21 protein-coding genes are annotated in these 21737 nt (G+C 62.8%); 9 read left to right on the top strand and 12 right to left on the bottom strand.

Annotated features, from left to right (window positions below; all coding sequences use genetic code 11):
• Positions 1-157 precede the first annotated feature (157 nt).
• Positions 158-1597 carry an aldehyde dehydrogenase family protein gene (locus BX592_RS20530; protein WP_134193908.1) on the bottom strand — a complete coding sequence of 480 codons (1440 nt, stop codon included), beginning with the start codon at positions 1595-1597 and terminating at the stop codon, positions 158-160.
• Between the two features lie 474 nt (positions 1598-2071).
• Between BX592_RS20530 and ppa the strand changes: the two genes are divergently transcribed.
• The gene (gene ppa / locus BX592_RS20525; protein ID WP_134193906.1) at positions 2072-2599 is read left to right on the top strand and encodes an inorganic diphosphatase; all 528 of its coding nucleotides are present in this window, start codon (positions 2072-2074) and stop codon (positions 2597-2599) included.
• A 73-nt stretch (positions 2600-2672) separates the two neighbouring features.
• Here the strand turns inward: ppa and BX592_RS20520 are convergent, their stop codons facing one another.
• Positions 2673-3152, bottom strand: coding sequence for an RDD family protein (locus BX592_RS20520; RefSeq protein WP_134193904.1), 480 nt, complete (start codon positions 3150-3152; stop codon positions 2673-2675).
• A gap of 219 nt (positions 3153-3371) precedes the next feature.
• On the opposite strand from BX592_RS20520, the gene BX592_RS20515 reads away from it, so the two are divergent.
• Both BX592_RS20515 and BX592_RS20510 read left to right on the top strand, forming a co-directional pair.
• A complete protein-coding gene (locus BX592_RS20515; RefSeq protein WP_134194133.1) occupies positions 3372-3635 on the top strand; it encodes a helix-turn-helix domain-containing protein in 264 nt (87 codons plus the stop codon).
• A gap of 1 nt (position 3636) precedes the next feature.
• The gene (locus BX592_RS20510; protein ID WP_134193902.1) at positions 3637-4986 is read left to right on the top strand and encodes a type II toxin-antitoxin system HipA family toxin; all 1350 of its coding nucleotides are present in this window, start codon (positions 3637-3639) and stop codon (positions 4984-4986) included.
• Between the two features lie 38 nt (positions 4987-5024).
• Here BX592_RS20510 and BX592_RS20505 read toward each other — a convergent pair whose 3' ends face one another.
• Together BX592_RS20505 and BX592_RS20500 are read right to left on the bottom strand one after the other, a co-directional pair.
• Positions 5025-5345, bottom strand: coding sequence for a GIY-YIG nuclease family protein (locus BX592_RS20505; protein WP_134193900.1), 321 nt, complete (start codon positions 5343-5345; stop codon positions 5025-5027).
• A 9-nt stretch (positions 5346-5354) separates the two neighbouring features.
• A complete protein-coding gene (locus BX592_RS20500) occupies positions 5355-6524 on the bottom strand; it encodes a GNAT family N-acetyltransferase (RefSeq protein WP_134193898.1) in 1170 nt (389 codons plus the stop codon).
• A 69-nt stretch (positions 6525-6593) separates the two neighbouring features.
• Here BX592_RS20500 and BX592_RS20495 point away from each other — a divergent pair, with 69 nt between their 5' ends.
• Both BX592_RS20495 and glnK read left to right on the top strand, forming a co-directional pair.
• Complete coding sequence (locus BX592_RS20495; RefSeq protein WP_134193896.1) at positions 6594-8282, top strand: NAD+ synthase; 1689 nt, start codon at positions 6594-6596, stop codon at positions 8280-8282.
• Between the two features lie 156 nt (positions 8283-8438).
• Complete coding sequence (gene glnK, locus BX592_RS20490) at positions 8439-8777, top strand: P-II family nitrogen regulator (RefSeq protein WP_061179489.1); 339 nt, start codon at positions 8439-8441, stop codon at positions 8775-8777.
• Between the two features lie 187 nt (positions 8778-8964).
• Here glnK and BX592_RS20485 read toward each other — a convergent pair whose 3' ends face one another.
• From BX592_RS20485 to BX592_RS20460, 6 genes are all read right to left on the bottom strand, one after another.
• The gene (locus BX592_RS20485; RefSeq protein ID WP_134193894.1) at positions 8965-10113 is read right to left on the bottom strand and encodes a porin; all 1149 of its coding nucleotides are present in this window, start codon (positions 10111-10113) and stop codon (positions 8965-8967) included.
• Between the two features lie 583 nt (positions 10114-10696).
• Entirely contained in the window at positions 10697-11476 is a 780-nt protein-coding gene (locus BX592_RS20480; protein WP_134193892.1) for an ABC transporter ATP-binding protein, read from the bottom strand.
• Between the two features lie 71 nt (positions 11477-11547).
• Positions 11548-12261 (bottom strand): ABC transporter permease, encoded by a 714-nt coding sequence (locus BX592_RS20475; protein WP_134193890.1) that lies wholly within the window; start codon positions 12259-12261, stop codon positions 11548-11550.
• Positions 12258-12947: an ABC transporter permease gene (locus BX592_RS20470; protein WP_134193888.1), complete on the bottom strand. Its 690-nt coding sequence runs from the start codon at positions 12945-12947 to the stop codon at positions 12258-12260. Before BX592_RS20470 ends, BX592_RS20475 begins: the two co-directional genes overlap by 4 nt.
• 244 nt (positions 12948-13191) lie before the next feature.
• Positions 13192-13413, bottom strand: coding sequence for a hypothetical protein (locus tag BX592_RS20465; RefSeq protein WP_134193886.1), 222 nt, complete (start codon positions 13411-13413; stop codon positions 13192-13194).
• A 501-nt stretch (positions 13414-13914) separates the two neighbouring features.
• Positions 13915-14457 (bottom strand): Spy/CpxP family protein refolding chaperone, encoded by a 543-nt coding sequence (locus BX592_RS20460; RefSeq protein ID WP_134194131.1) that lies wholly within the window; start codon positions 14455-14457, stop codon positions 13915-13917.
• A 227-nt stretch (positions 14458-14684) separates the two neighbouring features.
• Here BX592_RS20460 and BX592_RS20455 point away from each other — a divergent pair, with 227 nt between their 5' ends.
• The gene (locus tag BX592_RS20455; protein WP_134193884.1) at positions 14685-15410 is read left to right on the top strand and encodes a response regulator; all 726 of its coding nucleotides are present in this window, start codon (positions 14685-14687) and stop codon (positions 15408-15410) included.
• On the top strand, positions 15394-16716 hold the full coding sequence (locus BX592_RS20450) for an ATP-binding protein (RefSeq protein ID WP_134193881.1): 1323 nt from the start codon (positions 15394-15396) through the stop codon (positions 16714-16716). Before BX592_RS20455 ends, BX592_RS20450 begins: the two co-directional genes overlap by 17 nt.
• A 99-nt stretch (positions 16717-16815) precedes the next feature.
• Here the strand turns inward: BX592_RS20450 and BX592_RS20445 are convergent, their stop codons facing one another.
• Positions 16816-17082, bottom strand: coding sequence for a double-stranded DNA-specific endonuclease (locus BX592_RS20445; RefSeq protein ID WP_134193879.1), 267 nt, complete (start codon positions 17080-17082; stop codon positions 16816-16818).
• A 244-nt stretch (positions 17083-17326) separates the two neighbouring features.
• A complete protein-coding gene (locus BX592_RS20440) occupies positions 17327-19006 on the bottom strand; it encodes a sensor domain-containing diguanylate cyclase (protein ID WP_134193877.1) in 1680 nt (559 codons plus the stop codon).
• A gap of 645 nt (positions 19007-19651) precedes the next feature.
• Between BX592_RS20440 and BX592_RS20435 the strand changes: the two genes are divergently transcribed.
• Both BX592_RS20435 and BX592_RS20430 read left to right on the top strand, forming a co-directional pair.
• Positions 19652-21409 carry an ABC transporter permease gene (locus BX592_RS20435; RefSeq protein WP_134193875.1) on the top strand — a complete coding sequence of 586 codons (1758 nt, stop codon included), beginning with the start codon at positions 19652-19654 and terminating at the stop codon, positions 21407-21409.
• A 22-nt stretch (positions 21410-21431) separates the two neighbouring features.
• A partial coding sequence (locus tag BX592_RS20430; RefSeq protein WP_134193873.1) for an ATP-binding cassette domain-containing protein occupies positions 21432-21737 on the top strand: 306 nt, incomplete at its 3' end.

Raw genomic sequence — 21737 nt, 5'->3', positions numbered from 1 at the left:
CTCCAATGTCCGATGCCGCGGTTCGCCAGGTTGCGTCTCGGCGCCTGACTGGCGCGCGTGCGGCGAGTTTGAGTTCTTGTGTTGCTGTGCTTGCGATCGGCGTCGCGCTCGACCGGCGTCGCGCTCGACCCGCTCGTCAGGTTGGCCTGGCACGCCATCAACCGTGCCGGATCGCCACCGTCTTCAGTACCGTGAATCCATACAGCGCCTCGAAGCCTTTCTCCCGCCCATGCCCCGAATGCTTGACGCCGCCGAACGGCAACTCGACGCCGCCACCCGCACCGTAGTTGTTGATAAACACCTGACCGGACCGCACGCGCCGCGCGACGCGCAATTGCCGCGCGCCATCGCGCGTCCAGATGCCGGCGACGAGTCCGTATGCGGTGCCATTCGCGAGCGCCAGCGCTTCGTCCTCGTCGGCGAACGGCAACGCGGCGAGCACTGGACCGAACACTTCCTCGCGCGCGAGACGGTGTTGCGGCGGCACATCGCGCAACAGCGTCGGCGCCTGATAGAAGCCGCTTTCCGGTGCTTCGGCGATCACGTGTCCTTGCGCGGCCATCGCGATGTTGTCGTGCTGCGCATCGGACAGAAAATCCCACACGCGCTGCTGCTGCTTCGCGCTGATCAATGGCCCGCAGTCGAGGTCCGCCTGCGACGGCCCGACGCGTAGTGCATTGAACGCGGTCGCCAGCCGGTCGAGCAGCGGCTCATACGCGCCTCGCTCGATCAGTACGCGGCTGCCGGCGGAACACGTTTGGCCGGCATTCTGCACGATGGCCGACACGAGCACCGGCAGCGCCGCTTCGAGGTCCGCATCGGCGAACACGATTTGCGGCGACTTGCCGCCCAGCTCGAGCGTGACCGGTACGTGGTTTTCCGCGGCCATCTGCGTGACGAGCTTGCCGGTTTCCGGCGAACCGGTGAACGAAATGTGATCGATGCCCGGATGACGCGCGAGCGCCGCGCCCGCCTCATGTCCATACCCGGTGACGATGTTCAGTGCGCCGGCCGGCAAGCCGGCCTCCGCGGCCAGCTCCGCGACGCGCAGTACCGACAGGCACGCGTCCTCGGCAGGCTTCACGACGCACGCGTTGCCGGTCGCGAGCGCGGCGCCGGCGCTGCGACCGAAAATTTGCATCGGATAGTTCCACGGCACGATATGACCGGTCACGCCATGCGGCTCGCGAATCGTGAACACCGTGTAGCCGGACTGGTAGGGCAGGGTTTCGCCGTGCAGCTTGTCGGCCGCGCCCGCGTAGAACTCGAAGTAGCGGGCCAGCGCTGCGGCGTCGGCGCGCGCCTGGCGCAGCGGTTTGCCGGTATCGCGCGCTTCGGTCTGCGCGAGTTCCTCGTGACACGCGCCGACCAGCATCGCGAGCCGATACAGCAGACGGCCGCGCTCGGCGGCGCTCAGCGCGCCCCACGCGCCGTCGAATGCGCGCCTTGCGGCGTTGACGGCGGTGTCGATATCGGCTGCGTTGCCGCGCGCAAGACGCGTGAATGGTTGGCCATCCGATGGATCGATCACGGCGAGCGTGTCGCCGCCCGCGGACGCGGTCCATTCGTTGCCAATGAAGTGTTTCGCTTCTTCCATGCATGCTCCTTGTCGAAAGGGATGATTGGCAGCCCTGCGACGGATTCCGGATCGGATGCGCGCGGGCGATCGAAGCAACTGGCCTTGCACGGGTGCTGACTACGCGCTCAATTGAAAGGTCGGGTGGCGCGCGCCGGCCGCGGGCCTTCACTGCGGCATATACAGCCACACACGTTGATGCGCGAACGGCTACGCAGGATGCATCGCGGCGCAACGGTATGAGCGAAAGCGAAATAGCCAGACAATACGCCGATTATCGCGCCGATCGCACGCGGGTGATATCGGCTGATTCGCTATAATGGCGCTTTCCTGCGGCGCGCCCGGCCCTTGCCTGATCAGATCGGCAAGCACGTCGAATGCGGATCGATGCAATCCGTTGCAGACTACCGCGGTCCGTCGCGGATCGTCATGCAAGGATCGCGACCCGCGCATCATGTCCGCGTCCCCGATTTCCATCGTCACCAGAGAGCAGCCATGAGTTTCAATACCGTCCCGCCCGGCAAAGATCTGCCGCAAGACTTCAATGTCATCATCGAAATTCCCGCGCAAAGCGATCCGGTGAAGTACGAAGCCGACAAGGAACTGGGCTTGCTCGTCGTCGACCGCTTTATTGGCACCGGCATGCGCTATCCGGCGAATTACGGTTTCATTCCGCAGACGCTGTCCGGCGATGGCGACCCGGTCGACGTGCTGGTGATCACGCCGTTCCCGCTGCTCGCGGGCTCGGTGGTGCGCGCCCGCGCGCTTGGCATGCTGCAGATGACCGATGAATCCGGCGTCGACGCGAAGCTGATCGCGGTGCCGCACGACAAGATCTGCCCGATGACCGCGCATATGAAATCGGTCGACGACGTGCCGGGCTATCTGAAAGACCAGATCAAGCACTTCTTCGAACAATACAAGGCGCTCGAGAAGGGCAAGTGGGTGAAGATCGAAGGGTGGGCCGGCATCGATGCCGCGCACAAGGAAATCACGGACGGCGCTGCGAACTACAAGAAGTAGGCCGGCGTAATCGGCAAACGAAGGTATTCCTGAAGAGGCGCCTCACGTGAGGCGCTTTTTTTACGCCTCCGATTTACAGCTCCGATCGCGCGACAGGGGTTGTCCTGACCGTCTTGGCCGGGACGTCGGTGACGGTGGCAGCATTCACGACCACCGTGTTGGCGATTCGATCATGCAGCGCCTGGGCCCGCCGGTTGAACGGTATCCACAGAAAGCCCGCACCGCACATCGCGAAGGTGAGCAGATAGCCGAAAGTCCGTAGCAGAGCCTGTCGCGGTGTGATGGGCTTGCCGCTGTCGGCGTCCACGATTTGTATGCGCACCGCGCGTTTGCCGGGCGAGGTGCCCCACAGCGCCCACATCACGCCCGTGATCAAGATCGGGACGCACTGCCCAACCAGCAACCAGAACGCGACAGTCAGGCCCAATGAGTCAGGACGGCTCAGCAGATCGCCGGTCGAAGGGCCGAGCGGAATGAACAGCAAGATGACCGTCCACCAGATCGAATCGATGAAAAGCGCGCGGGCGCGCTGCGAGAAGTTCGCGTAGGGCATACCGGATAGTGTTCGTCGCGTGTGGGCGGATTTGTTACGAGCAGCGGGTAGCGTACTGTACTTTTGTGGCGATTGGTCCGAAGGATCCGGTGCGCAACGAGGCCGACGGTGCGCCGTTTATCCGTATTTCGGATATTTCCGGTATATCTGAAATACGGATATTTGCGAAATATCTGTATTTCAGATAAAATGAAAATAGCCGAATCTCGGATATTTTCTATGCCCGACAGCCTGCCGTTCCAACCGCTCATGACTGCGTTGCAGCTCGGTCAATTGCTGAAGTCTGCTCGCAAGCGCCGCAAGTTTACGCAGACCGAGGTGGCGGCTCGCTTGGGCCTGAGCCAGAACCGTGTCTCTTACCTCGAACAGCATCCCGACGAACTCAGTTTCAGGCAGTTGTTAAGCTGGTGTGCGGTCGTCGGGCTGGAATTGCGGCTGGGTGAGCGCGCAAGCGTCGGACCCGTCAACAGGACGGAGTGGTGAAATGGGGCGCCGGTCACATAGCCAGACCCTGACTCTCTGGGCCAACGGGGAACACGTGGGTCGTTGGACCGTCACGGCTCGCGGCGAGATGGAACTGCACTACGATGCGGACTGGCTTGCCTCTCCCCATGGAAGGCCCATATCTTTGTCGCTGCCTTTCAATCTCAACAACGAACCGTTGAGAGGCGACCACGTTGCTCACTACTTCGAAGGTCTGCTGCCTGACAGCGACGCGATCCGCAAGCGCGTTGCAGCCCGCTTCAGGACCGGGTCCACCGATGCCTTCGATCTGCTGGCCGCGATCGGCCGCGATTGCGTGGGCGCACTGCAACTGATGCCGGAGGGCGAGGCACCTGCAACTGTCGACGGCATCGACGGCGTCGTTGTGGACGACGAAGCCATCGAACGCCATCTGCTTGAAGTCGTCACTCCGGACCGCTTCGCCGGTGTCAGCGACCCTGATGACGACTTCCGGATTTCGTTAGCCGGCGTTCAGGAGAAAGATGCGTTCCTGTGGTGGGACGGCAAGTGGATGAAGCCACGGGGTGCGACGCCCACCACGCACATCTTCAAGCTGCCACTTGGTCTGGTCGGCGGCAGACCGGCGGACTTCAGGACCTCCGTGGACAACGAATGGCTGTGCCTGCGCCTGTTCAATGCGTACGGCGTTTCCGCGGCGCAAGCGCATATCGCCACGTTCGGCAAACAACGGGTACTGGTCGTCGAGCGATTCGACCGGCGCGTGTCATCCGATGGCACCCAGCTGTTCCGGCTCATCCAGGAAGACTTCTGCCAGGCCACCGGAACATCGCCGCTCGTCAAGTACGAGAAAGAGGGCGGGCCCGGCCTCAAGCAACTGTTCACTCTTGTGCAGCAGTCGCTCGATCCGCAGCGGGATCTACGCACCCTGATGGCTTCACAAATCCTGTTCTGGATGCTGCGCGCGCCCGACGCTCACGCGAAGAACTTCAGCATTCATTTGCAGCCGGGGACAGGCGGACGGTTCAGGCTCACGCCGATGTACGACGTGATGTCCGCGTATCCGGTTATGGGTCGCGGACCGAACCAGTGGGCGGCGCAGGACCTCAAACTCGCGATGGCGCTGCTGGGCAAGAACCGGCACTACCTGATGCACAACGTTCAGCGCCGGCACTTCAACAGCACGGCCAAACAGGTCGGCTATGGAGAAAACGTCGAGCCGTTGCTTCAGGAACTGGTCGCGCGTACGCCAGAAGTGGTGGCGGCGGTGCAGGCGGATCTACCGGAAGGCTTTTCGCAGAAGGTGGCCGACAAGGTGCTAGGCGGGCTACTGAGTGCCGCGCGAGCGCTCGAAGGCATGCCGCCGGTCTGACTGCCGCGGTGCTCGCGGAGTAGTATTGCGCGGTTTTTTCATACGGCGTGGGGATCGTCTGGTGGTATCGCGGCGGGCGCCGGCAACACCGAATCGAGCGTGCGCGCACCGGCCGCGAGCGCGCGCTTGCCCGCAGGCGTCAGCCGCTTCACCCAATACTCGGCGCGCAACGCGCTCGCGCGGTCGCTGAGTTCGAATGACGCGAGCACACGCAGCGGCTTGCGCGAACGCGTGTAGCGCGCACCCGTGCCGTTCACGTGCTTGGCGAACCGCGCGGCGACATCGATTGCGATGCCGGTATAGACACTGCCGTCGTCACATTCGATCAGATAGAGAAACCACGGCGTCGTGCGCGTCACGGTTTTGTTTTAGCTCCTGAACGGATTGTGTTCGCGAAGTTCATCGACATACGCGTGGATGTGATTGGTCTCGTTGTCGAGAAACTGCGACACCGCGTCGGCAAAAGCCGGATGCGCGAGCCAATGGGTCGAGCGCGTGACGGTCGGCATAAAGCCGCGCGCCATCTTGTGCTCGCCTTGTGCGCCGCCTTCGAATACCGCGAGCTTTTCCTCAATGCAGAACTCGAGCGGCTGATAGTACGCGGTCTCGAAGTGCAGGCACGGCACGTGTTCGAGCGCGCCCCAGTACCGGCCGTAGAGCGTGCCGCCGGTTACCTGGTCGCGCTGGAACACGACGAGCGAGCTCGCGATCGGCTTACCGTCCGCCTCGGCGATCACCATCATCAGGTTTTCCGGCATTGATTCGCCGATGGTCCGGAAGAAGTCGAGATTCAGATAAGGGCTCGAAAAGTGTTCGCGGTAGGTCTGCCGATAGCACTTGCTGAAGAAGCGCCAGTCGGCGTCGGAGATGTCCTGGCCGACGCGGCGCCGGAACGTCACACCCGCATCGTGCACCTTGCGGCGCTCCGCGCGGATGTTCTTGCGCTTCTTCTGTTCGAGCGTCGAAAGGAAGTCGTCGAACGTGCGATAGCCGTCGTTGAGCCAGTGAAACTGCACACCTTCACGCTGCATCATGCCCAGACTGGTCAGTGCCTGCGCTTCGGTATCGGTCGGAAACAGCACATGCAGCGACGACACATCGGCTTGCTCGGCAAACGCGACGAGTGTGGCCGCCAGATGGCGCAGCGCGCGATCGTCCGCCGCCAGCAGACGCGAGCCTTGCACCGGCGTGAACGGCACCGCGCACAGGAGCTTCGGATAGTACGCGAGGCCATTGCGTTTGTACGCATCGGCCCATGCCCAGTCGAACACGTATTCGCCGTACGAGTGACCCTTCAGGTACACCGGCGCCGCGGCCGCGAGCCGGCCGCTCTTCGGGTCGGTCAGCGTGACGAATTGCGGCGCCCAGCCGGTGTCGGGCACCGCGCAGCGCGACGCATGCAGCGCGCTCAGGAACTCGTGCCGCAAGAACGGCGTCGGCTGAGCCTGGCGCGCGAGCAGCGCGTTCCATTCGGCGGCGTCCACTTCAAGCGGCGACGTCAGAATGCCCGTGAGATAATCAAAACGTTCCTGGTTCAATCTGCTGACCGTTCCCGATCCGATCGGTTGCGCCGCGCGAAGCGGCGTGCCGAGTGTCTAATTCGAGTCATGAAGACCCGCATCGCTCTTGCCCAACTGAATGTCACCGTCGGCGATTTCGCCGGCAACGTCGCGAAGCTCGTCGACGCTGCGCGCGCCGCGCACAGCAATGGTGCGAAGCTGCTCGTCGCGCCCGAACTCGCGTTGTCCGGATATCCGCCGGAAGACCTGCTGCTGCGTCCCGCGTTCTATGCGGCAAGCGCCGCGGCGCTTGCCGATCTTGCCGTGCAGCTTAAGCCGTTCGAAGGGCTGCACGTGGTGGTCGGCCATCCGCACCGTGACGTCGCGAACGGCCATGGTAATGCAAACGCGCCGATCGAGCGCGGCTTGCCGCCGCTCGACACTTACAACGCGGCGTCATTAATCGTCAATGGCGCGGTGGTCGGCACCTATCTGAAGCAGGACCTGCCCAACACTGAGGTGTTCGACGAGAAGCGGTACTTTGCGTCCGACCCGCAGCCGTTCGTGTTCGAACTGGACGGCGTAACGTATGGCATCGTGATCTGCGAGGACGTCTGGCATGCATCCGCCGCGCAGCTCGCGAAGGCGGCCGGTGCGCAGGTATTGCTGGTGCCGAACGGCTCGCCTTATCACATGAACAAGGAAGCGATGCGCATCGAAATTTTGCGCGCGCGGATTCGCGAGACCGGGCTGCCGATGGTCTACGTGAACATGGTCGGCGGGCAGGACGAACTGGTGTTCGACGGCGGTTCGTTCGTGCTCGACGCGCAGGGCGAGGTCGTCGCGAAGATGCCGCAGTTCGACGAAGGTCATGCGATCGTCGAATTCGACGGCGCGCGGCCCGTCGCGGCCGCGATCGCGCCTGACACATCGGTTGAAGCGCAGGTCTATGCGGCGCTCGTGCTCGGCGTGCGCGATTACATCAACAAGAACGGCTTCCCGGGCGCGATCATCGGCTTGTCGGGCGGCGTCGACTCGGCGCTCGTGCTGGCCGTCGCATGTGATGCGCTCGGCGCCGAACGCGTGCGCGCAGTCATGATGCCGTCACGCTACACCGCCGATATTTCCACTACCGATGCGGCCGACATGGCGCGGCGCGTCGGCGTGCGTTACGACGAGATCGCGATTGCGCCGATGTTCGACGCGTTTCGCGCGTCGCTTGCCGATGAGTTCGCGGGTCGCGCGGAAGACGCGACCGAGGAGAACATTCAGGCGCGCGTGCGCGGCACGCTGCTGATGGCGCTATCGAACAAGTTCGGTTCGCTCGTGCTGACGACCGGCAACAAGAGCGAAATGGCGGTCGGCTATTGCACGCTCTATGGCGATATGGCGGGCGGCTTCGCGGTGATCAAGGACATTGCGAAGACCCTGGTGTACCGGTTGTGCCACTATCGCAACGCGGCTACGTCGTTCGCGAAGCAGGACGTCATTCCGGAGCGTATCCTGACGCGCGCGCCTTCCGCGGAACTGCGCGAGAACCAGACCGATCAGGACAGCCTGCCGCCGTATGACACGCTCGATGCGATCATGCGGATGTATATGGAAGAAGATCGCTCGCTGGCGGAAATCGTTGCCGCCGGGTTCGCACCGGAAGACGTCAAGCGTGTGACGCGGCTGATCAAGATCAACGAATACAAGCGCCGTCAGGCGCCGATCGGCATTCGCGTCACGCATCGCGCGTTTGGCCGCGACTGGCGGTATCCGATCACGTCCCGGTATACAGAACCGCTCGAGTGAAGATTGCGCGTGCGCGTTCCGGACTACGCGTCGCGACACAAACCCGTTGAATACGGCGACTGTGCGGCGCTGCGCTGGTAATGTGACCGGCGCGGCGTAGAATCAAAAACAACAACACCGGATTTTGTCATTTTCGAACCCACCACGAGGCTCGCTATGAAACGCATCACCGCTGTCATCAAACCGTTCAAACTCGACGAAGTGCGCGAGGCGCTCGCGGAGGTCGGTCTGACGGGACTGACCGTCACCGAAGTCAAAGGATTCGGACGTCAGAAAGGGCATACGGAACTGTATCGCGGTGCCGAGTATGTCGTCGATTTTCTGCCGAAGGTGAAGATCGAAGTCGTTGTCGCGAACGATCAGACCGATCAGGTGATCGATGCGATCATCGGCGCCGCGCGCACCGGAAAGATTGGCGATGGGAAGATCTTTGTCGCGGATGTCGAGCGCGTGATCCGCATTCGCACCGGCGAAGAAAACGAAGCAGCGGTGTAAGCACACACCCCGGCGCGTGGGCCCGGTGCATGGGCTCGGCGTCGCATCATGCGCCCTATCGCGCAGCACATCGCGCGCACCATGAAAAAACGGTGCGATACCCTTTCGGACATCGCACCGATACGCGCCTCTCGCAGCAGCGTGAAAACTGTTCTCTAGCTAAACCTGTTGTATTGGCAACCTTCGATTAGAACGAGTGCTGGATACCAGCGTACACGCCCGTCTGAGCGTGACCCGGCAGCGGGTTGTCCGTCTGGAAGCCGGTGCCCGGGTTGTTCGCGTTCAGACCGAAGTTAGCCGTCTTGCTGTTTTGCGTGGTCGCGACCTGGATGTCGAGCAGCGTGCGCTTCGACAGGTTGTACGAGCCACCGATCGTGTAGATCGTTGCGTTGCCGCCGCCGTTGTTCGCGTTCACGTGGTACACGGCCGCAATCAGTGCAGCAGCCGGCGTGGCTTGCCACGTCACACCGCCCCACTCGTGATCGAGCGTCGTCGGCAGGCCCGGCGCCGTCGCGGTGATGCCCGACGTGCGGATTGCCTGGTAAGCGCCCTGGATCTTGAACTGGCCGAGGAACACGTTCACCGCAGCCGTGTATTCACGCGAGAACGCGAACACACCGCCCGACGCATTGCCGTTGTTGATCGGATCGGTCAGGTTGCCGCCGAGCATACCGTTGGCCGGGTTGCGGATTTCGTCATAGATACCGCGCACCTGGAACAGCGACGACGTGTAGGTGACCTGCGCACCGGCTTCGCGGCCTTGCGGCGTCGTGCCGTTACCGTTCCAGTTCGTCGCGTTCGACAGCGCGTATTGACCGTAGAAGTCAAAGCCGGCGATCTTCGGCGACTGGTACGAAATGTTGTTGCTCGATTGCGGCCAGTTGCGGCCACGCACCAGCGATGCCGACGACCAGTTCGACTGACCGAACGGGTCGAAGTCCCACACGCCGTTCGAGATGAAGAGTTCGCGACCGAGGAGCAGGGTACCGTACTGGTCGGTTGCAACACCCACGGTTGCCCAGCGATTGAAGAGACCGCCGCCGCCCGGGCCTTGACCCGTCATCGTGTTGAAGGAGCCTTCCAACTGGAACACGGCCTTGTAGCCGCCACCGAGGTCCTCAGCGCCCTTCATACCCCACAGGCTGGTACCCCAGTCGCCGCTCTCCGCGCGGAAGCGGTGCGTGCTGTTGTTTGCAGCGCCAGTTGCAGGGCCCTGCGGTACACCCCACATGGCTTCGAGACCAGCGTCCAGACGCCCGTACAGCGTCACGCTGCTCTGTGCGTGCGCAGCAACGCCAATGGTCAGCAGCGATGCGGCGAGCAAAGCTTTCTTCATCTTCTCCTCCATACCCTGTCAAAAAGTGAAACCAGTACTGCGAGTGGTATCCGGACGCCAGCAGCGCCGGACAGGAAACTTTTTTGCAGAGAGATACAGGATGATCGGTGTCTCCTGACGCGCAGCCGTTGCGGCTGTCTAATCGTCTTTCGCGATCCTCGCCGACCGGTATCTCCCTCTGTGTTATGTCCTGTGCGTTTTGAAGTGAAACTACTTTTAATGAACTTTGTTTTGCTACTTTCGTTACTAATTTAGCAAAAATACCCGAGGGTGGCGAACAAAATCGCCGTCGGCGGTAGAGATGTCTCCAAATTGCAATACACGTATGACAGAAGGACCGCGAATCGCTTGTGTAGACGCACGTAAATCCTTATGCCGCAAGGGATTGGCGGTTAAAGACAGGGTCGGTCAAGGATTGCCACTATTGACGTTGGAAATCGTCGGGAGTAAGCAGCCGCAACGCAAGAAAGCGTGCATATGTTGGGATGACGAAGCTTTTAGAGGCTTTTCCGGCGGGGCTTTGCGGCAATAAAAAAGGCGCGTAAGCGCCTTGTAATACTACACAAACTACATGCAATTCGGATTATTTAAGGCTGCCCGCGAGGAATTGCCTGAGTCGCTCGCTTTTCGTATTCCCGAATACCTCGGAAGGGTGGCCTTCTTCCTCGACGCGTCCTTGATGCAAAAACATCACGTGATTCGACACATTACGCGCAAATGCCATTTCATGAGTGACGACGATCATCGTGCGGCCTTCCTCGGCGAGCGTTTGCATCACCTTCAGCACTTCGCCGACCAGTTCCGGGTCGAGCGCGGACGTGGGTTCGTCGAACAGCATTACATCCGGGTGCATCGTCAGTGCGCGGGCGATCGCGACGCGCTGCTGCTGCCCGCCTGACAGGTGCGACGGGTATTGCTTCTCGACGCGTGGCGCAAGCCCGACCTTCTCCAGATAGGTACGCGCACGTTCCTCCGCTTCCTTGCGCGACAGACCGAGCACATGCAGCGGCGCTTCGATGATGTTCTCGAGCACCGTCATGTGGGTCCAAAGGTTGAAATGCTGGAACACCATCGACAGGCGCGTGCGCATTCGCTGCAGTTGCTTGTGATCGGCCACGCGCAGCGCGCCGGCTTTGTCCTTCGCGGTGCGGACCTCTTCGCCGTCGACGAAGATGCGGCCCGCATTCGGCTGTTCGAGAAAGTTAATGCAGCGGAGCATCGTGCTTTTGCCCGAACCGGACGAGCCGATCACGCTGATCACGTCGCCGCGTTTCGCCTTGAGCGTGACGCCTTTGAGGACTTCGTTATCGCCGTACTGCTTATGCAGGTTGTCGACGAAAAGCATGGGAGACAGGGTGTTCATCGGAATCCTTGAAGGCCGGAGCATTGTGTGTCCGGCCGTGTTTGCTCTAATGCGGGCTCCGGGATGGGCCTTTATTTGCCCTGCGGACGTAAATAGGCGAGCCAGCGGCGCTCGGCGCGGCGGAACAGCCACACGAGGCCGAAAGAAATGATCAGATAGAGCAGTGCGGCAATGCCGAAGGCGTCGAACGAGCGGTAGGTCGCCGAGTTCACGTCGCGCGCGATCTTCAGGATGTCCGGCACGGTCGCGGTGAATGCGACGGTGGTTGCGTGCAGCATCAGGATCACTTCGTTGCTGTAGTACGGCAGCGCGCGGCGCAGCGCCGACGGCAGAATCACGCGCCGATACAGCGTGAATTGCGACATCCCGTATGCACGCGCCGCCTCGATTTCACCGTACGGCGTCGCCTTGATCGCGCCGGCGAAGATTTCGGTGGTGTACGCGCAGGTGTTTAGCGTGAAGGCGAGCAGCGTGCAGTTCATGCCCTCGCGGAAGAATGCGTTGGTCAGCTCGTGCGAGCGGATGATTTCGAGGCTGTAGAGCCCGGTGTAGCAGAGCAGCAGTTGCACATACAACGGTGTGCCGCGGAACACGTACGTATACAGCCACACCAGCGTGGATAGCCATCTTCGCTTCGAGACTCGCGCGACCGCGAGCGGCACCGACAGGCAGAAACCGAGTCCGATCGATACGACCAGCAACCACAGCGTGATTGCGACACCGGTAAAGCGGTAGCCGTCGGTATAGAGATAGTTGCGCCAGTACTCCTGAATCAGCTCGATCATAGTTCAGCCTTTCGCACGCCGGTCGAGTAGCGTTTTTCGAGGTACAGCAGCACGAAGTTCGAGACGGTGGTGATCGCGAGATAGATCGCGCCCGCGAGCAGCGTGAAAAAGAAGAACCGCAGCGTGCCCTTGCCGGCGTCCTGCGACGCCTTCACGACGTCGGCGAGACCAATGATCGAGACGAGCGCGGTCGCCTTCACCATCACCTGCCAGTTGTTGCCGATGCCGGGTAACGCGAAGCGCATCATTTGCGGAAACATGATGCGCGAGAACACCTGCCAGCCGTTCATCCCGTATGCGGCGCCGGCTTCGAGCTGGCCGCGCGGCACCGCGAGAAACGCGCCGCGGAAGGTCTCGGTGAAATACGCGCCGTAGATAAAGCCGAGCACGGCGACGCCGGCGACGAACGGATCAATGTCGATCTGATCCCAGCCGAGCGCGTCGGTCAGGTTGTTCAGCCAGATCTGGATGCTATAGAAGAGCAGCAGCATCAGCACGAGGTCGGGAACGCCGCGTATCAGCGTCGTATAGACGGTGCCGATTCCGTGCGAAAGCCGGTTCTTCGACAGTTTTGCCGCCGCGCCGAGCAGCCCGAGCACGAATGCGAGCGCGAGCGACAGGATCGCGAGCTTGACCGTCTGGAACGTGCCCGACAGGATCAGCGGGCCGTAACCTTGCAGAAACATAGTGGGTCCTTGACGGCGCGTCGTGCGTGCCGCAAAAGACGCGGTCCGCTTAGGCAGAACGGTTGCCGGAGCGCACCCCGTGCACACCGCGCCGCGCGTCGCGCACCGCTGTGCGAAATATGACTGCCTGGCCGTTGCGGGCCGGCAGCGCCTTTTCCGACTGTATTACCAAGCCCGTCGAATGGCCCATCCGGGCGTGCCCCGAGCGAATGTGCGCTAGCCGACACGCGCTTGCTTTTGTCCTTTACCGGGCCGGCTGCCAATCGACGTCGAAATAGTGCTTCGCAGGCTGCGCTGACGGGTCTTCCTTGCGGGGCGTCGACAGCGCATGGTCGACCATCGTTTTCAGCGTGGCGTCGTTCTTCTGCGGGCTGGCGGCGATGCTTTCGCCGAGCGTGCTGTGTTCGTTCGCCATCGCGCTCGTGGCGAGGGCGGCGAGCGCCAGCCCCAGTGCGAGCTTATTCATGTTTCTCCTGTCACCGATCGTCGAGGATCGGCCTTGGGTGATTGCCGGTGCCGTCCGCTGCGGCGTTCTTCAGGCGCGAACGCCAACGGCTCGAAGGCCCGGCGTCCGGCCGACGCTATTCTAGGCGGTCAAAAAAGGCGTGCTTCGTCTGATTTGCCCAGACTTCGATTAAGACTTGTCCGGGGCCGGTCTCGCAAAAGGGCGGTATTTTACCCGAAGCGGCGCAACGCGCCAGACGGTCAAGCGCATAAGGCGGTAGACGCGATCCGCGAGCGGTGGTAAGCGGCGCAGCACGAACGAGCAAACGGCGCAGCGAACCACGGCGTAAATAGCAGAGGCAGCAGAGGCAGCGGGGACGGCAGCAGGGCTGCGCGTGTGAACGCGTGCGGAGCGGCGCATCGTCGCGATCCGCATGCAAAAAGAGCGCACGCCACGGCAAGGCAATGCCGTGGCGGGTTCCGGCGCCGCAGCAGCGGCGGCCCGACAGACAGTCAGATAGCGTTACGACGGCTTCGCGGCCGACGCGGCAGCGTCGCCGTGCCGATGCTGCCAACGCTCGCGCATCTTCTCGTGGCGCTGTTCCATTTTCGCGAAGTGCTGCTTGAGCGAGGTGCTAACCGTGGTCTTCTGCTGATCGTTCAGGCTGTTATAAAAATTCAGCCATGCGGTGGAGGTTTGCTCGCGCAGTTGCGCATCCTGCTGCTCGATCTTCTGATGCGCGGTATGCATCGCGTTCAGGTCGAGGATCGGTTGTTGCTCCATCGACCTGAACTGGTCGTGCATCTGCTTGCGGTTCGCGCGCATCGCTTCACGGTTCTGCTTCATCGTGTCGAGTGCGGTTTGCCACAGTTTTTCCTGATCTGCGTTCAGATTCAGTTGACCATGCAGCTTGTTGAGTTCCTGCTTGAAGTGGTTGTGCCAGCCGCCAGCACCGCCGTGGCCCATTTCCCCCGGGCCCGAGGGTTGTGCGGCATAAGCGACGCCGACGCCGATCGACAGCGACGCAGCGGCAATAGCGAGAAGGCGAGAAGTTTTTTTGGACATGTTGGACATTAAAGTGCTCCCAGGTGACATCCGACGAGCGGCCGTCACGACGTGTACGGGTCCGCATTCGGTAATGCACAGCGTAGAGGCGAGCGATGTGCGCCGTGTTACGCGGATGGTTCGTGCTGTTACGCGACATTACTTGCGCCTTTCGCCGTAACACCCGGTAACCCTTTTCGGGGCCAGTTGCAACGGACAGGCCCCGGCTGCGCGTTAAACTTCGATCCATGGCTACTCAAATCCTTGTCGTCGACGACGACGTCGAACTGCGCGATCTGCTGCGTGACTATCTGGCGCGCCAGGGCATCGAGGTGTCGGTGCTGCACGATGCCGGCTCTCTCGAACGCCGGCTCGAACGCGAGCGTCCGGACCTGATCGTGCTCGACCTGATGATGCCGGGTGTGGACGGGCTGACCGCGCTGCGCAAGCTGCGTGCATCGGGCGACGATATTCCGGTAATCATGCTGACCGCCCGCGCGGACGATGTCGACCGTATCGTCGGTCTTGAACTGGGCGCGGACGACTATCTCGGCAAGCCTTTCAACCCGCGTGAATTGCTCGCGCGCGTGCAGGCGGTGCTGCGCCGGCGGCGCACGATGCCGTCGGCCGCCGCGCCCGAGCAGCGCGAGCCGTTTTCATTCGGGCGCTTTACGCTGGACTTCCAGTCGCGCACGCTGAGTCTCGAAGGCAAGCCGCTGACGTTGTCCGGCAGCGAGTTCGCGCTGTTGAAAATCTTCGTGAACCATCCGATGCGCACGCTGACGCGTGAGCGCCTGCTCGAATTGCTGCACGGGCCTGAATATGACGGCACCGACCGCGGCATCGACGTACAGGTGTGGCGCCTGCGCCGTATCCTCGAGACGGACCCGTCGGTGCCCCGTTTCATCCAGACCGTGCGCGGGCGAGGCTACGTTTTTGTGCCGGACGGCGAACAACATGCGTCGTCCCATTGATTCACTGTTCGGCCGGCTCGCATTGCTCGTCGTCGGAGTGCTGCTGCTGTCGCATTTCGCGTGGTATGCGCTGATCCGCCTCGAGCGCAGCAATCTGCAAACCCGTTATGCAGTCGAAGAAGCCGCGTTTCTCGTCGACGCGGTGCGTCAGCACGTCGCACGTTCTCCCGATCAGCCGCTGCCGTCGCGCGTACGCCTCGTCGACCCGGCGAGTCCGGACGTGCCGCGCGAGACGGCCAATCTGCCGGTGCCGTTGGACCGCTTTGTCGAAGATGTGCGCGACCGGATGCCCGATTCGACGCAGGTGCGCGTCGGTATGCCGGGCAAGCCGCCCACGCTATGGGTGAAGGCCGCGACTGACCGCAACTGGATCGTCGTGCCGGTGCAGCCGCTGCGCCCGCCAAGGTCGCTCGACCGGATGGTGCTGTGGCTGACCATCATTTTTTCCGCCGGCGTGATGGCCGCGCTATTTGCCGCCTGGCAGCTGCAGCAACCGCTGCGCTCGCTTGCGCAGGCGGTCGCGCGTTTCGGCCGCGGCTTGCCAGTGCCGCCGGTGCGCGAACGTGGGCCGCGCGAATTGCGGCAACTCACGCACGGTTTCAACCAGATGGTGCAGGAAGTCGCGCGCACGGAGAACGACCGCGCGGTAATGCTCGCGGGTGTCGCGCATGATCTGAAGACGCCGCTCGCGAGATTGCGTCTGCGCGCCGAGATGATGGAAGAGCCGAAAATGCGCGATGGCGTCGTGCGCGATGTCGACTCGATGACCCATATCGTCGACCAGTTTCTCGTGTTCGCGCATGACGGTGCGGATCGCAGCGAACCGGTCGAAGTCGACGCGCAATGCGAGCGTGTCGTGCGCAGCTACCGGGCGGTTTCCCCTGACTCGTGCGGCGTGCAGACCGATCTGACCGCAGGCCCCGGCTTCAGGCTGCCGGCCGCGACGCTGGATCGCATCCTGTCGAACCTGCTCGATAACGCGCATGCGTATGGCGCGCCGCCGGTGATTGTCGCGACGGCGCGCACGGTCGCCGGCTATTCGCTATCGATTAGCGACAACGGTAGAGGGATTGCCGCACAGGACCTGATCAATGCGGCGCGGCCGTTCGTCCGGCTCGATCCGGCGCGTGGTGGCAATGGCCATAGCGGGCTGGGCCTCGCGATCGTCGAGCGGCTCGTGCGCCGCGCGGGCGGCACGTGGGAAATCGGCAATCACGATGGACGCGGCTTGCGTGTGTTGATGACCTTTCCGTTCGAGTCGGTAGCGCGCACGACGGCCGCGTCGGAAAGCGTGTGGTTGAGTTGAGCGCGTGGCGGCACGCACGCTACTCGCGTGGCAGTGGCATGCGGTGCGTGCCGCATCAGCGATGGAACGAACGCCCACTGGCCGCTAACGGGCTGCCTGCTATTCGGTGAACAACGTGTTGAGTGCGGCGGCCGCCTCGCTATCGACGGTATTCCACGTTACGGTTTCCGCTTCGAAAATATAGTGCGTCGTGTATTTGCCGAGGCGCGCGAGGATTTCCTCCTGCAGGGTCTCCGGCGACGCGTCGAGCTTCAGATACCACGTGGTCGACGACAACCGCGTCTGAAACGAGCCGTATTCGGCGAGCAGATGGTCGAACGCGTCAGCATCCTGATCGCGGCAGACGATCACCAGATTTCCCTTCATGCGAACCTCCCGGTAGAACGGCGGTAACTATCTTCGGATGTAAGTTTCCAGTCGATGATACCGCTTCGTTCCAGTGACGACAGCGGTTAGCGTACATCGGGCGGTGAGAATGCGTCGCGCTTGCCGCGTCAGGTTTGCCGCGGCAGGGCGAGCGAAGGGTTCGATGGGTTGGAATCGAAGCGCGTGCATCAAAGCGCCGGGATCGAAGCGCCGGCTTGCAGGCGGTACATCGAAGCGCCTGGCTTCAAAGCGCAGTAGCCGGAGTGCGCGCCGGCGGCGCGGTATCGTCCGGTGGAACCGCCGCGCTGCGATCGCGCCCGCCGGATTTTGCCGCATAAAGTGCGAGATCGGCACGGCTGACGATACGCTCGGGCAAGTCGTCCGGCGATAGCTCGGTGATGCCGATGCTCACGCTCAAGCCCGCGGTAGCCGGCAGTTTCGCGCACGGCATCGCCTTCAGACCGACGCGCAGCCGTTCGACGACTTCAAGCCCCGCGCCGAGCGCGGTCCCCGGCAACAGAATGCCGAACTCTTCGCCGCCCAGACGACCGATCGCATCGCTGCCGCGCAGCTCGGTGCGGCAGGTGTCGACGAAATGTTCGAGCGCGCGGTCGCCTGCCGCGTGGCCGAAGCGGTCGTTGATCTGCTTGAAGTGATCGAGGTCGGCGATCGCCATGCACAACGGTTCGCCGGTTGCGTGGGCGCGATCGATCTCATGCCGCAGCAGATCGAGGAAGTAGCGGCGCGATAGCGCGCCAGTCAACGCGTCGTGGCGTGCTTCAGCGGACAGCAGCGTATTGGCCGCCTGCAGCTGTTCGGCCAGATCGCGTGTCGCGCGATGATGGCGGCGCTCGCGCAGATACGACACGGTAATCACCCATGCGAGCGACACCGTGCCCGCGAGCGTCAGAAACACCAGCATGTGATCGCGCCGGTGATTGCGCAGCAGTTCGCTCCATGCGGCGAGCGGATCCACCAGATGCGCGGAGAGCCCCGAGTTCAGTCCGCTGCGCGACTGATACAGCGTCGGCACCGTTTGCCCCGGCATCTCGAACAGTTGGGCGGCGATATTGTCGGGCACCCATCGCGCGTCGCGCAGCCCTCGGCGCGTAACGGGCTGGATCTGCACCGCCGGAAATACCTCGCGGTGGTAAGTCGCCATGCGTTCGGCCGCGCTCATCTGCGTCACGCGCGAATTCGGCATCGCCTCGCCTTCGAGCGCCGCGTTATGCGCCATGATGATCACGCCGTTGTCGTCGGTGACGAACGTGCCGGCGTGCGCGACCCAGTGGCGCAAGCGGGCGATACCCACCTTGGCGACGATCGCGCCGACCAGCAGCCCGTCGTCATAGACCGGCGCCGAGATGAAAATGCCCGGCTCGCCGCTCATGCGACCGACGCCATACGCCTCGCCGAATGCGCCAAGTAGCGCGTTGGTCAGATAGCTGCGCGAACGCATATCGAGACCGATAAACGATTGCGGACTATGTGCGTTGCTCGCGGCGACGCATAGCCCGTTCGCATTGACGAGCCAGATGATGTCGAGTCCGGAGAAGCCTTGCGCGTCATGCAGGAAATTGTTGACGGCGGCAAGTTCGGGCATCGTCAGCAGTTCGTTGCGATGCGACGGTTCCGCGTCGGGGCCGAGCGCGGCGAAATTGCCCGCATGCGACAGCGCCTGCTGTATCACGCCCAGTTCGGCCATGGTCGCGGGAATGGCGCGCGACATCGCGAGATCGCTCGCAATCACCTCGGCCATGTTGTAGACGATCGATGACGACATCTGGCGTTGCTGGCGCAGCGCCCCGTCCAGCTCCTGCTGAACCATGCGGTCAGCGACGAGGCCGGACACGAACCAGCAAACGAGCGCGACCAGTACGAAACTGGCCGGCCCGACCGCGTGGCGCAAAGTTGTCCGTTTCATCGACCCTCAGATCCGTCTATGTGTTACATGCGGCAAGGTCATTCGTTGCAACGCGCCGGCACCGGGCCGCTTTCCTCGTGATGTGCCGTGCGGCCCGGCCAGTCCCAGGTCCACGGGGCAGTATGCCGCCGGAGCGCTTTCAGATTTTAACCGCCGCGCGGCTGTGTGCCAGCCTGTAATTTGCATACACGGACCTTGACTGAATTCTTATCGGCCTGGCAGCGCGTTTCTGAATAGGGTGGATCGCGCGCCGCTGTGGCTTGCGCGCGACGATTTGGCGACTGATCACGCGCCGCACCGGCGGGTTTCACGTGCGGATGGTTGTGCCCGTCATGCTGGTTGGTGTACTGTCGTGCGGTCCAAAATAGGGAAAGCTCGCCAGCCTTCGGATTCCGGTGGCCGGCGCCAGCGGCGGCGCGTCCCCGAGGCACCCTGCAGTCATCGGCGAGGCACGCGCGACGAGCGCGGCGGCCGACGCGGTCTGCACTCGGGCACGACGCGTCACCAAACGCCAACGATCACCGCGCACATGCGTTTTGCCATGCTCGATTCCAGCTTTCCGGACCGCTTCCCGTCATTTCGCGCCACGCATCGCCGCTCGAGCGCCGACGCGACCCAGGCCGTCGCGAATCGCAAGGGGGCCTGATGGATCTCTTCAGCTTCAATCTGAATCGCACTGCGAACGCATCGGCGTGGCGGGTACTACCCAATCGCTGGGATTTCGTCGCGTTCCCGCTGATCATCTGCGCGATCGCGATGGCGGCGATCGGTTTTCACGAGACGCTGGCGCCGATCTCGACGCTGCAAACCCAGGCGATCTCGCTCGATCCGGCGAACCTCCCCGAGTATGCGATGCGCACGACGCTGCGCATGCTCGCGGCGATGGCCGCATCGCTGCTGTTCACACTGGTGTACGGCACGCTCGCCGCGAAGAGCCGGCGAGCCGGGCAGGTGCTGGTGCCGATTCTCGATATCCTGCAGTCCGTACCGGTGCTCGGCTACATTTCGTTTACGGTGACGTTCTTTCTGGCGCTCGTGCCGTCGCGCGTGCTCGGCGCGGAGCTCGCGGCGATCTTCGCAATTTTCACGAGCCAGGCCTGGAACATGACGTTCAGCTTCTATCAGTCGCTGCGCACGGTGCCGCGCGATCTGGACGAAGTGTCGCGCGGCTTTCATTTGACGTCCTGGCAGCGCTTCTGGAAGCTCGAAGTGCCGTTCTCGATGCCCGGCCTGATCTGGAACATGATGATGTCGATGTCCGGCGGCTGGTTCTTCGTCGTCGCATCGGAGGCGATCACGGTCGGCAACCATACGATCACGCTGCCCGGCGTCGGCGCGTATCTCGCGCAGGCCATCGCGATGCAGAACCTGCGCGCGATCGGCTGGGTCATCCTGACGATGACCATCGTGATCCTGCTTTACGACCAGCTTTTGTTCCGGCCGCTCGTCGCATGGGCCGACAAGTTCCGCATGGAAAACACCAGCTCGGGCGATGCGCCCGAGTCGTGGCTGCTCGACCTGATTCGCCGCACGCGCCTGATTCACCAGTTGCTGGTGCCGCTCGGCTGGTTCTTCGCGCGCGCGGCGCGGGTGCCGATCCGGCTGTCGTCGTCGGTCGGGCCGGTGCGTTTCCCGGTCGCGCCTGGCGCCACCACGCGCCGCATCGGCGACGCGATCTGGGCGTTGCTCGTGCTGGTGGTCACCGTCTATGTGCTCTATCGCGTGATTGCCTATGTCCGCACCGGCGTGACGCTCGATGAAATCGGGCATGTGCTTGCGATGGGGTTGATCACGCTGCTGCGCGTGATCGTGCTGATTGCGATTGCGTCGGTGATCTGGGTGCCGCTTGGCGTGCTGATCGGGCTGCGCCCGGCGCTCGCGGAAAAGATCCAGCCGGTCGCGCAGTTCCTCGCCGCGTTCCCGGCGAACCTGCTGTTTCCGGTGTTCGTGATCGTGATCGTGCGCTTCAACCTGAACCCGGATATCTGGCTGTCGCCGCTGATCGTGCTCGGCACGCAGTGGTATATCCTGTTCAACGTGATTGCGGGCGCGAGCGCCTATCCGAACGACTATCGCGAAGCGGCCAAAAACTTCCGCATTCGCGGCTGGCAATGGTGGCGTCAGGCGATGCTGCCGGGCGTGTTCCCGTACTACATCACGGGCGCGATTACCGCGTCGGGCGGCGCGTGGAACGCGAGCATCGTCGCGGAGTTCGTGCAGTGGGGGCACACCCGGCTCGCCGCGCATGGGCTGGGCGCGTATATCGCGCAGAACACCGAAGCCGGCGACTATCCGAAGATCATCCTGGGCATCGCGGTGATGTCCCTGTTCGTGACCCTGTTCAATCGGCTATTGTGGCGTCCGCTGTACGCGCATGCCGAATCGCGACTGCGGCTCGATTGATTGCAACTGAAGGCAAAACGCGATGCAAAACCCTAAAGCCGCCACTTCCGCGCCGATCCAGACGCCGCCGATGCCGCCGCGCCTCGGCGACGAGATCCTGCGCGTCAAGGATGTCTGCCGCGGTTTCAACAAGACGCAGGGCGAACTGCTGGTTCTGGAAGATGCGAACCTGTCGCTGCGCGAAGGCGAAATCGTCGGGCTGCTGGGCCGTTCGGGCTCGGGCAAGTCGACGTTATTGCGCATCATCGCGGGGCTGATCGAGCCGACTGACGGCGAAGTCACGTATATGGGCAAGCCGCTCGAAGGGCCGGCCGAAGGCGTCGCGATG

Source organism: Paraburkholderia rhizosphaerae, from assembly GCF_004366595.1.
Taxonomy (GTDB): Bacteria; Pseudomonadota; Gammaproteobacteria; order Burkholderiales; family Burkholderiaceae; genus Paraburkholderia; species Paraburkholderia rhizosphaerae.
The sequence above is the reverse complement of the archived record's forward strand: the minus strand, read 5'-3'. Positions and strand labels throughout refer to the sequence as shown.

Excerpts from the sequence above, each read along its gene's own strand:
- BX592_RS20530 (WP_134193908.1), bottom strand. The coding sequence starts at position 1,597 with ATGGAAGAAGCGAAACACTTCATTGGCAACGAATGGACCGCGTCCGCG.
- ppa (WP_134193906.1), top strand. The coding sequence starts at position 2,072 with ATGAGTTTCAATACCGTCCCGCCCGGCAAAGATCTGCCGCAAGACTTC.
- BX592_RS20520 (WP_134193904.1), bottom strand. The coding sequence starts at position 3,152 with ATGCCCTACGCGAACTTCTCGCAGCGCGCCCGCGCGCTTTTCATCGAT.
- BX592_RS20515 (WP_134194133.1), top strand. The coding sequence starts at position 3,372 with ATGCCCGACAGCCTGCCGTTCCAACCGCTCATGACTGCGTTGCAGCTC.
- BX592_RS20510 (WP_134193902.1), top strand. The coding sequence starts at position 3,637 with ATGGGGCGCCGGTCACATAGCCAGACCCTGACTCTCTGGGCCAACGGG.
- BX592_RS20495 (WP_134193896.1), top strand. The coding sequence starts at position 6,594 with ATGAAGACCCGCATCGCTCTTGCCCAACTGAATGTCACCGTCGGCGAT.
- glnK (WP_061179489.1), top strand. The coding sequence starts at position 8,439 with ATGAAACGCATCACCGCTGTCATCAAACCGTTCAAACTCGACGAAGTG.
- BX592_RS20485 (WP_134193894.1), bottom strand. The coding sequence starts at position 10,113 with ATGAAGAAAGCTTTGCTCGCCGCATCGCTGCTGACCATTGGCGTTGCT.
- BX592_RS20480 (WP_134193892.1), bottom strand. The coding sequence starts at position 11,476 with ATGAACACCCTGTCTCCCATGCTTTTCGTCGACAACCTGCATAAGCAG.
- BX592_RS20475 (WP_134193890.1), bottom strand. The coding sequence starts at position 12,261 with ATGATCGAGCTGATTCAGGAGTACTGGCGCAACTATCTCTATACCGAC.
- BX592_RS20470 (WP_134193888.1), bottom strand. The coding sequence starts at position 12,947 with ATGTTTCTGCAAGGTTACGGCCCGCTGATCCTGTCGGGCACGTTCCAG.
- BX592_RS20465 (WP_134193886.1), bottom strand. The coding sequence starts at position 13,413 with ATGAATAAGCTCGCACTGGGGCTGGCGCTCGCCGCCCTCGCCACGAGC.
- BX592_RS20460 (WP_134194131.1), bottom strand. The coding sequence starts at position 14,457 with ATGTCCAAAAAAACTTCTCGCCTTCTCGCTATTGCCGCTGCGTCGCTG.
- BX592_RS20455 (WP_134193884.1), top strand. The coding sequence starts at position 14,685 with ATGGCTACTCAAATCCTTGTCGTCGACGACGACGTCGAACTGCGCGAT.
- BX592_RS20450 (WP_134193881.1), top strand. The coding sequence starts at position 15,394 with ATGCGTCGTCCCATTGATTCACTGTTCGGCCGGCTCGCATTGCTCGTC.
- BX592_RS20445 (WP_134193879.1), bottom strand. The coding sequence starts at position 17,082 with ATGAAGGGAAATCTGGTGATCGTCTGCCGCGATCAGGATGCTGACGCG.
- BX592_RS20440 (WP_134193877.1), bottom strand. The coding sequence starts at position 19,006 with ATGAAACGGACAACTTTGCGCCACGCGGTCGGGCCGGCCAGTTTCGTA.
- BX592_RS20435 (WP_134193875.1), top strand. The coding sequence starts at position 19,652 with ATGGATCTCTTCAGCTTCAATCTGAATCGCACTGCGAACGCATCGGCG.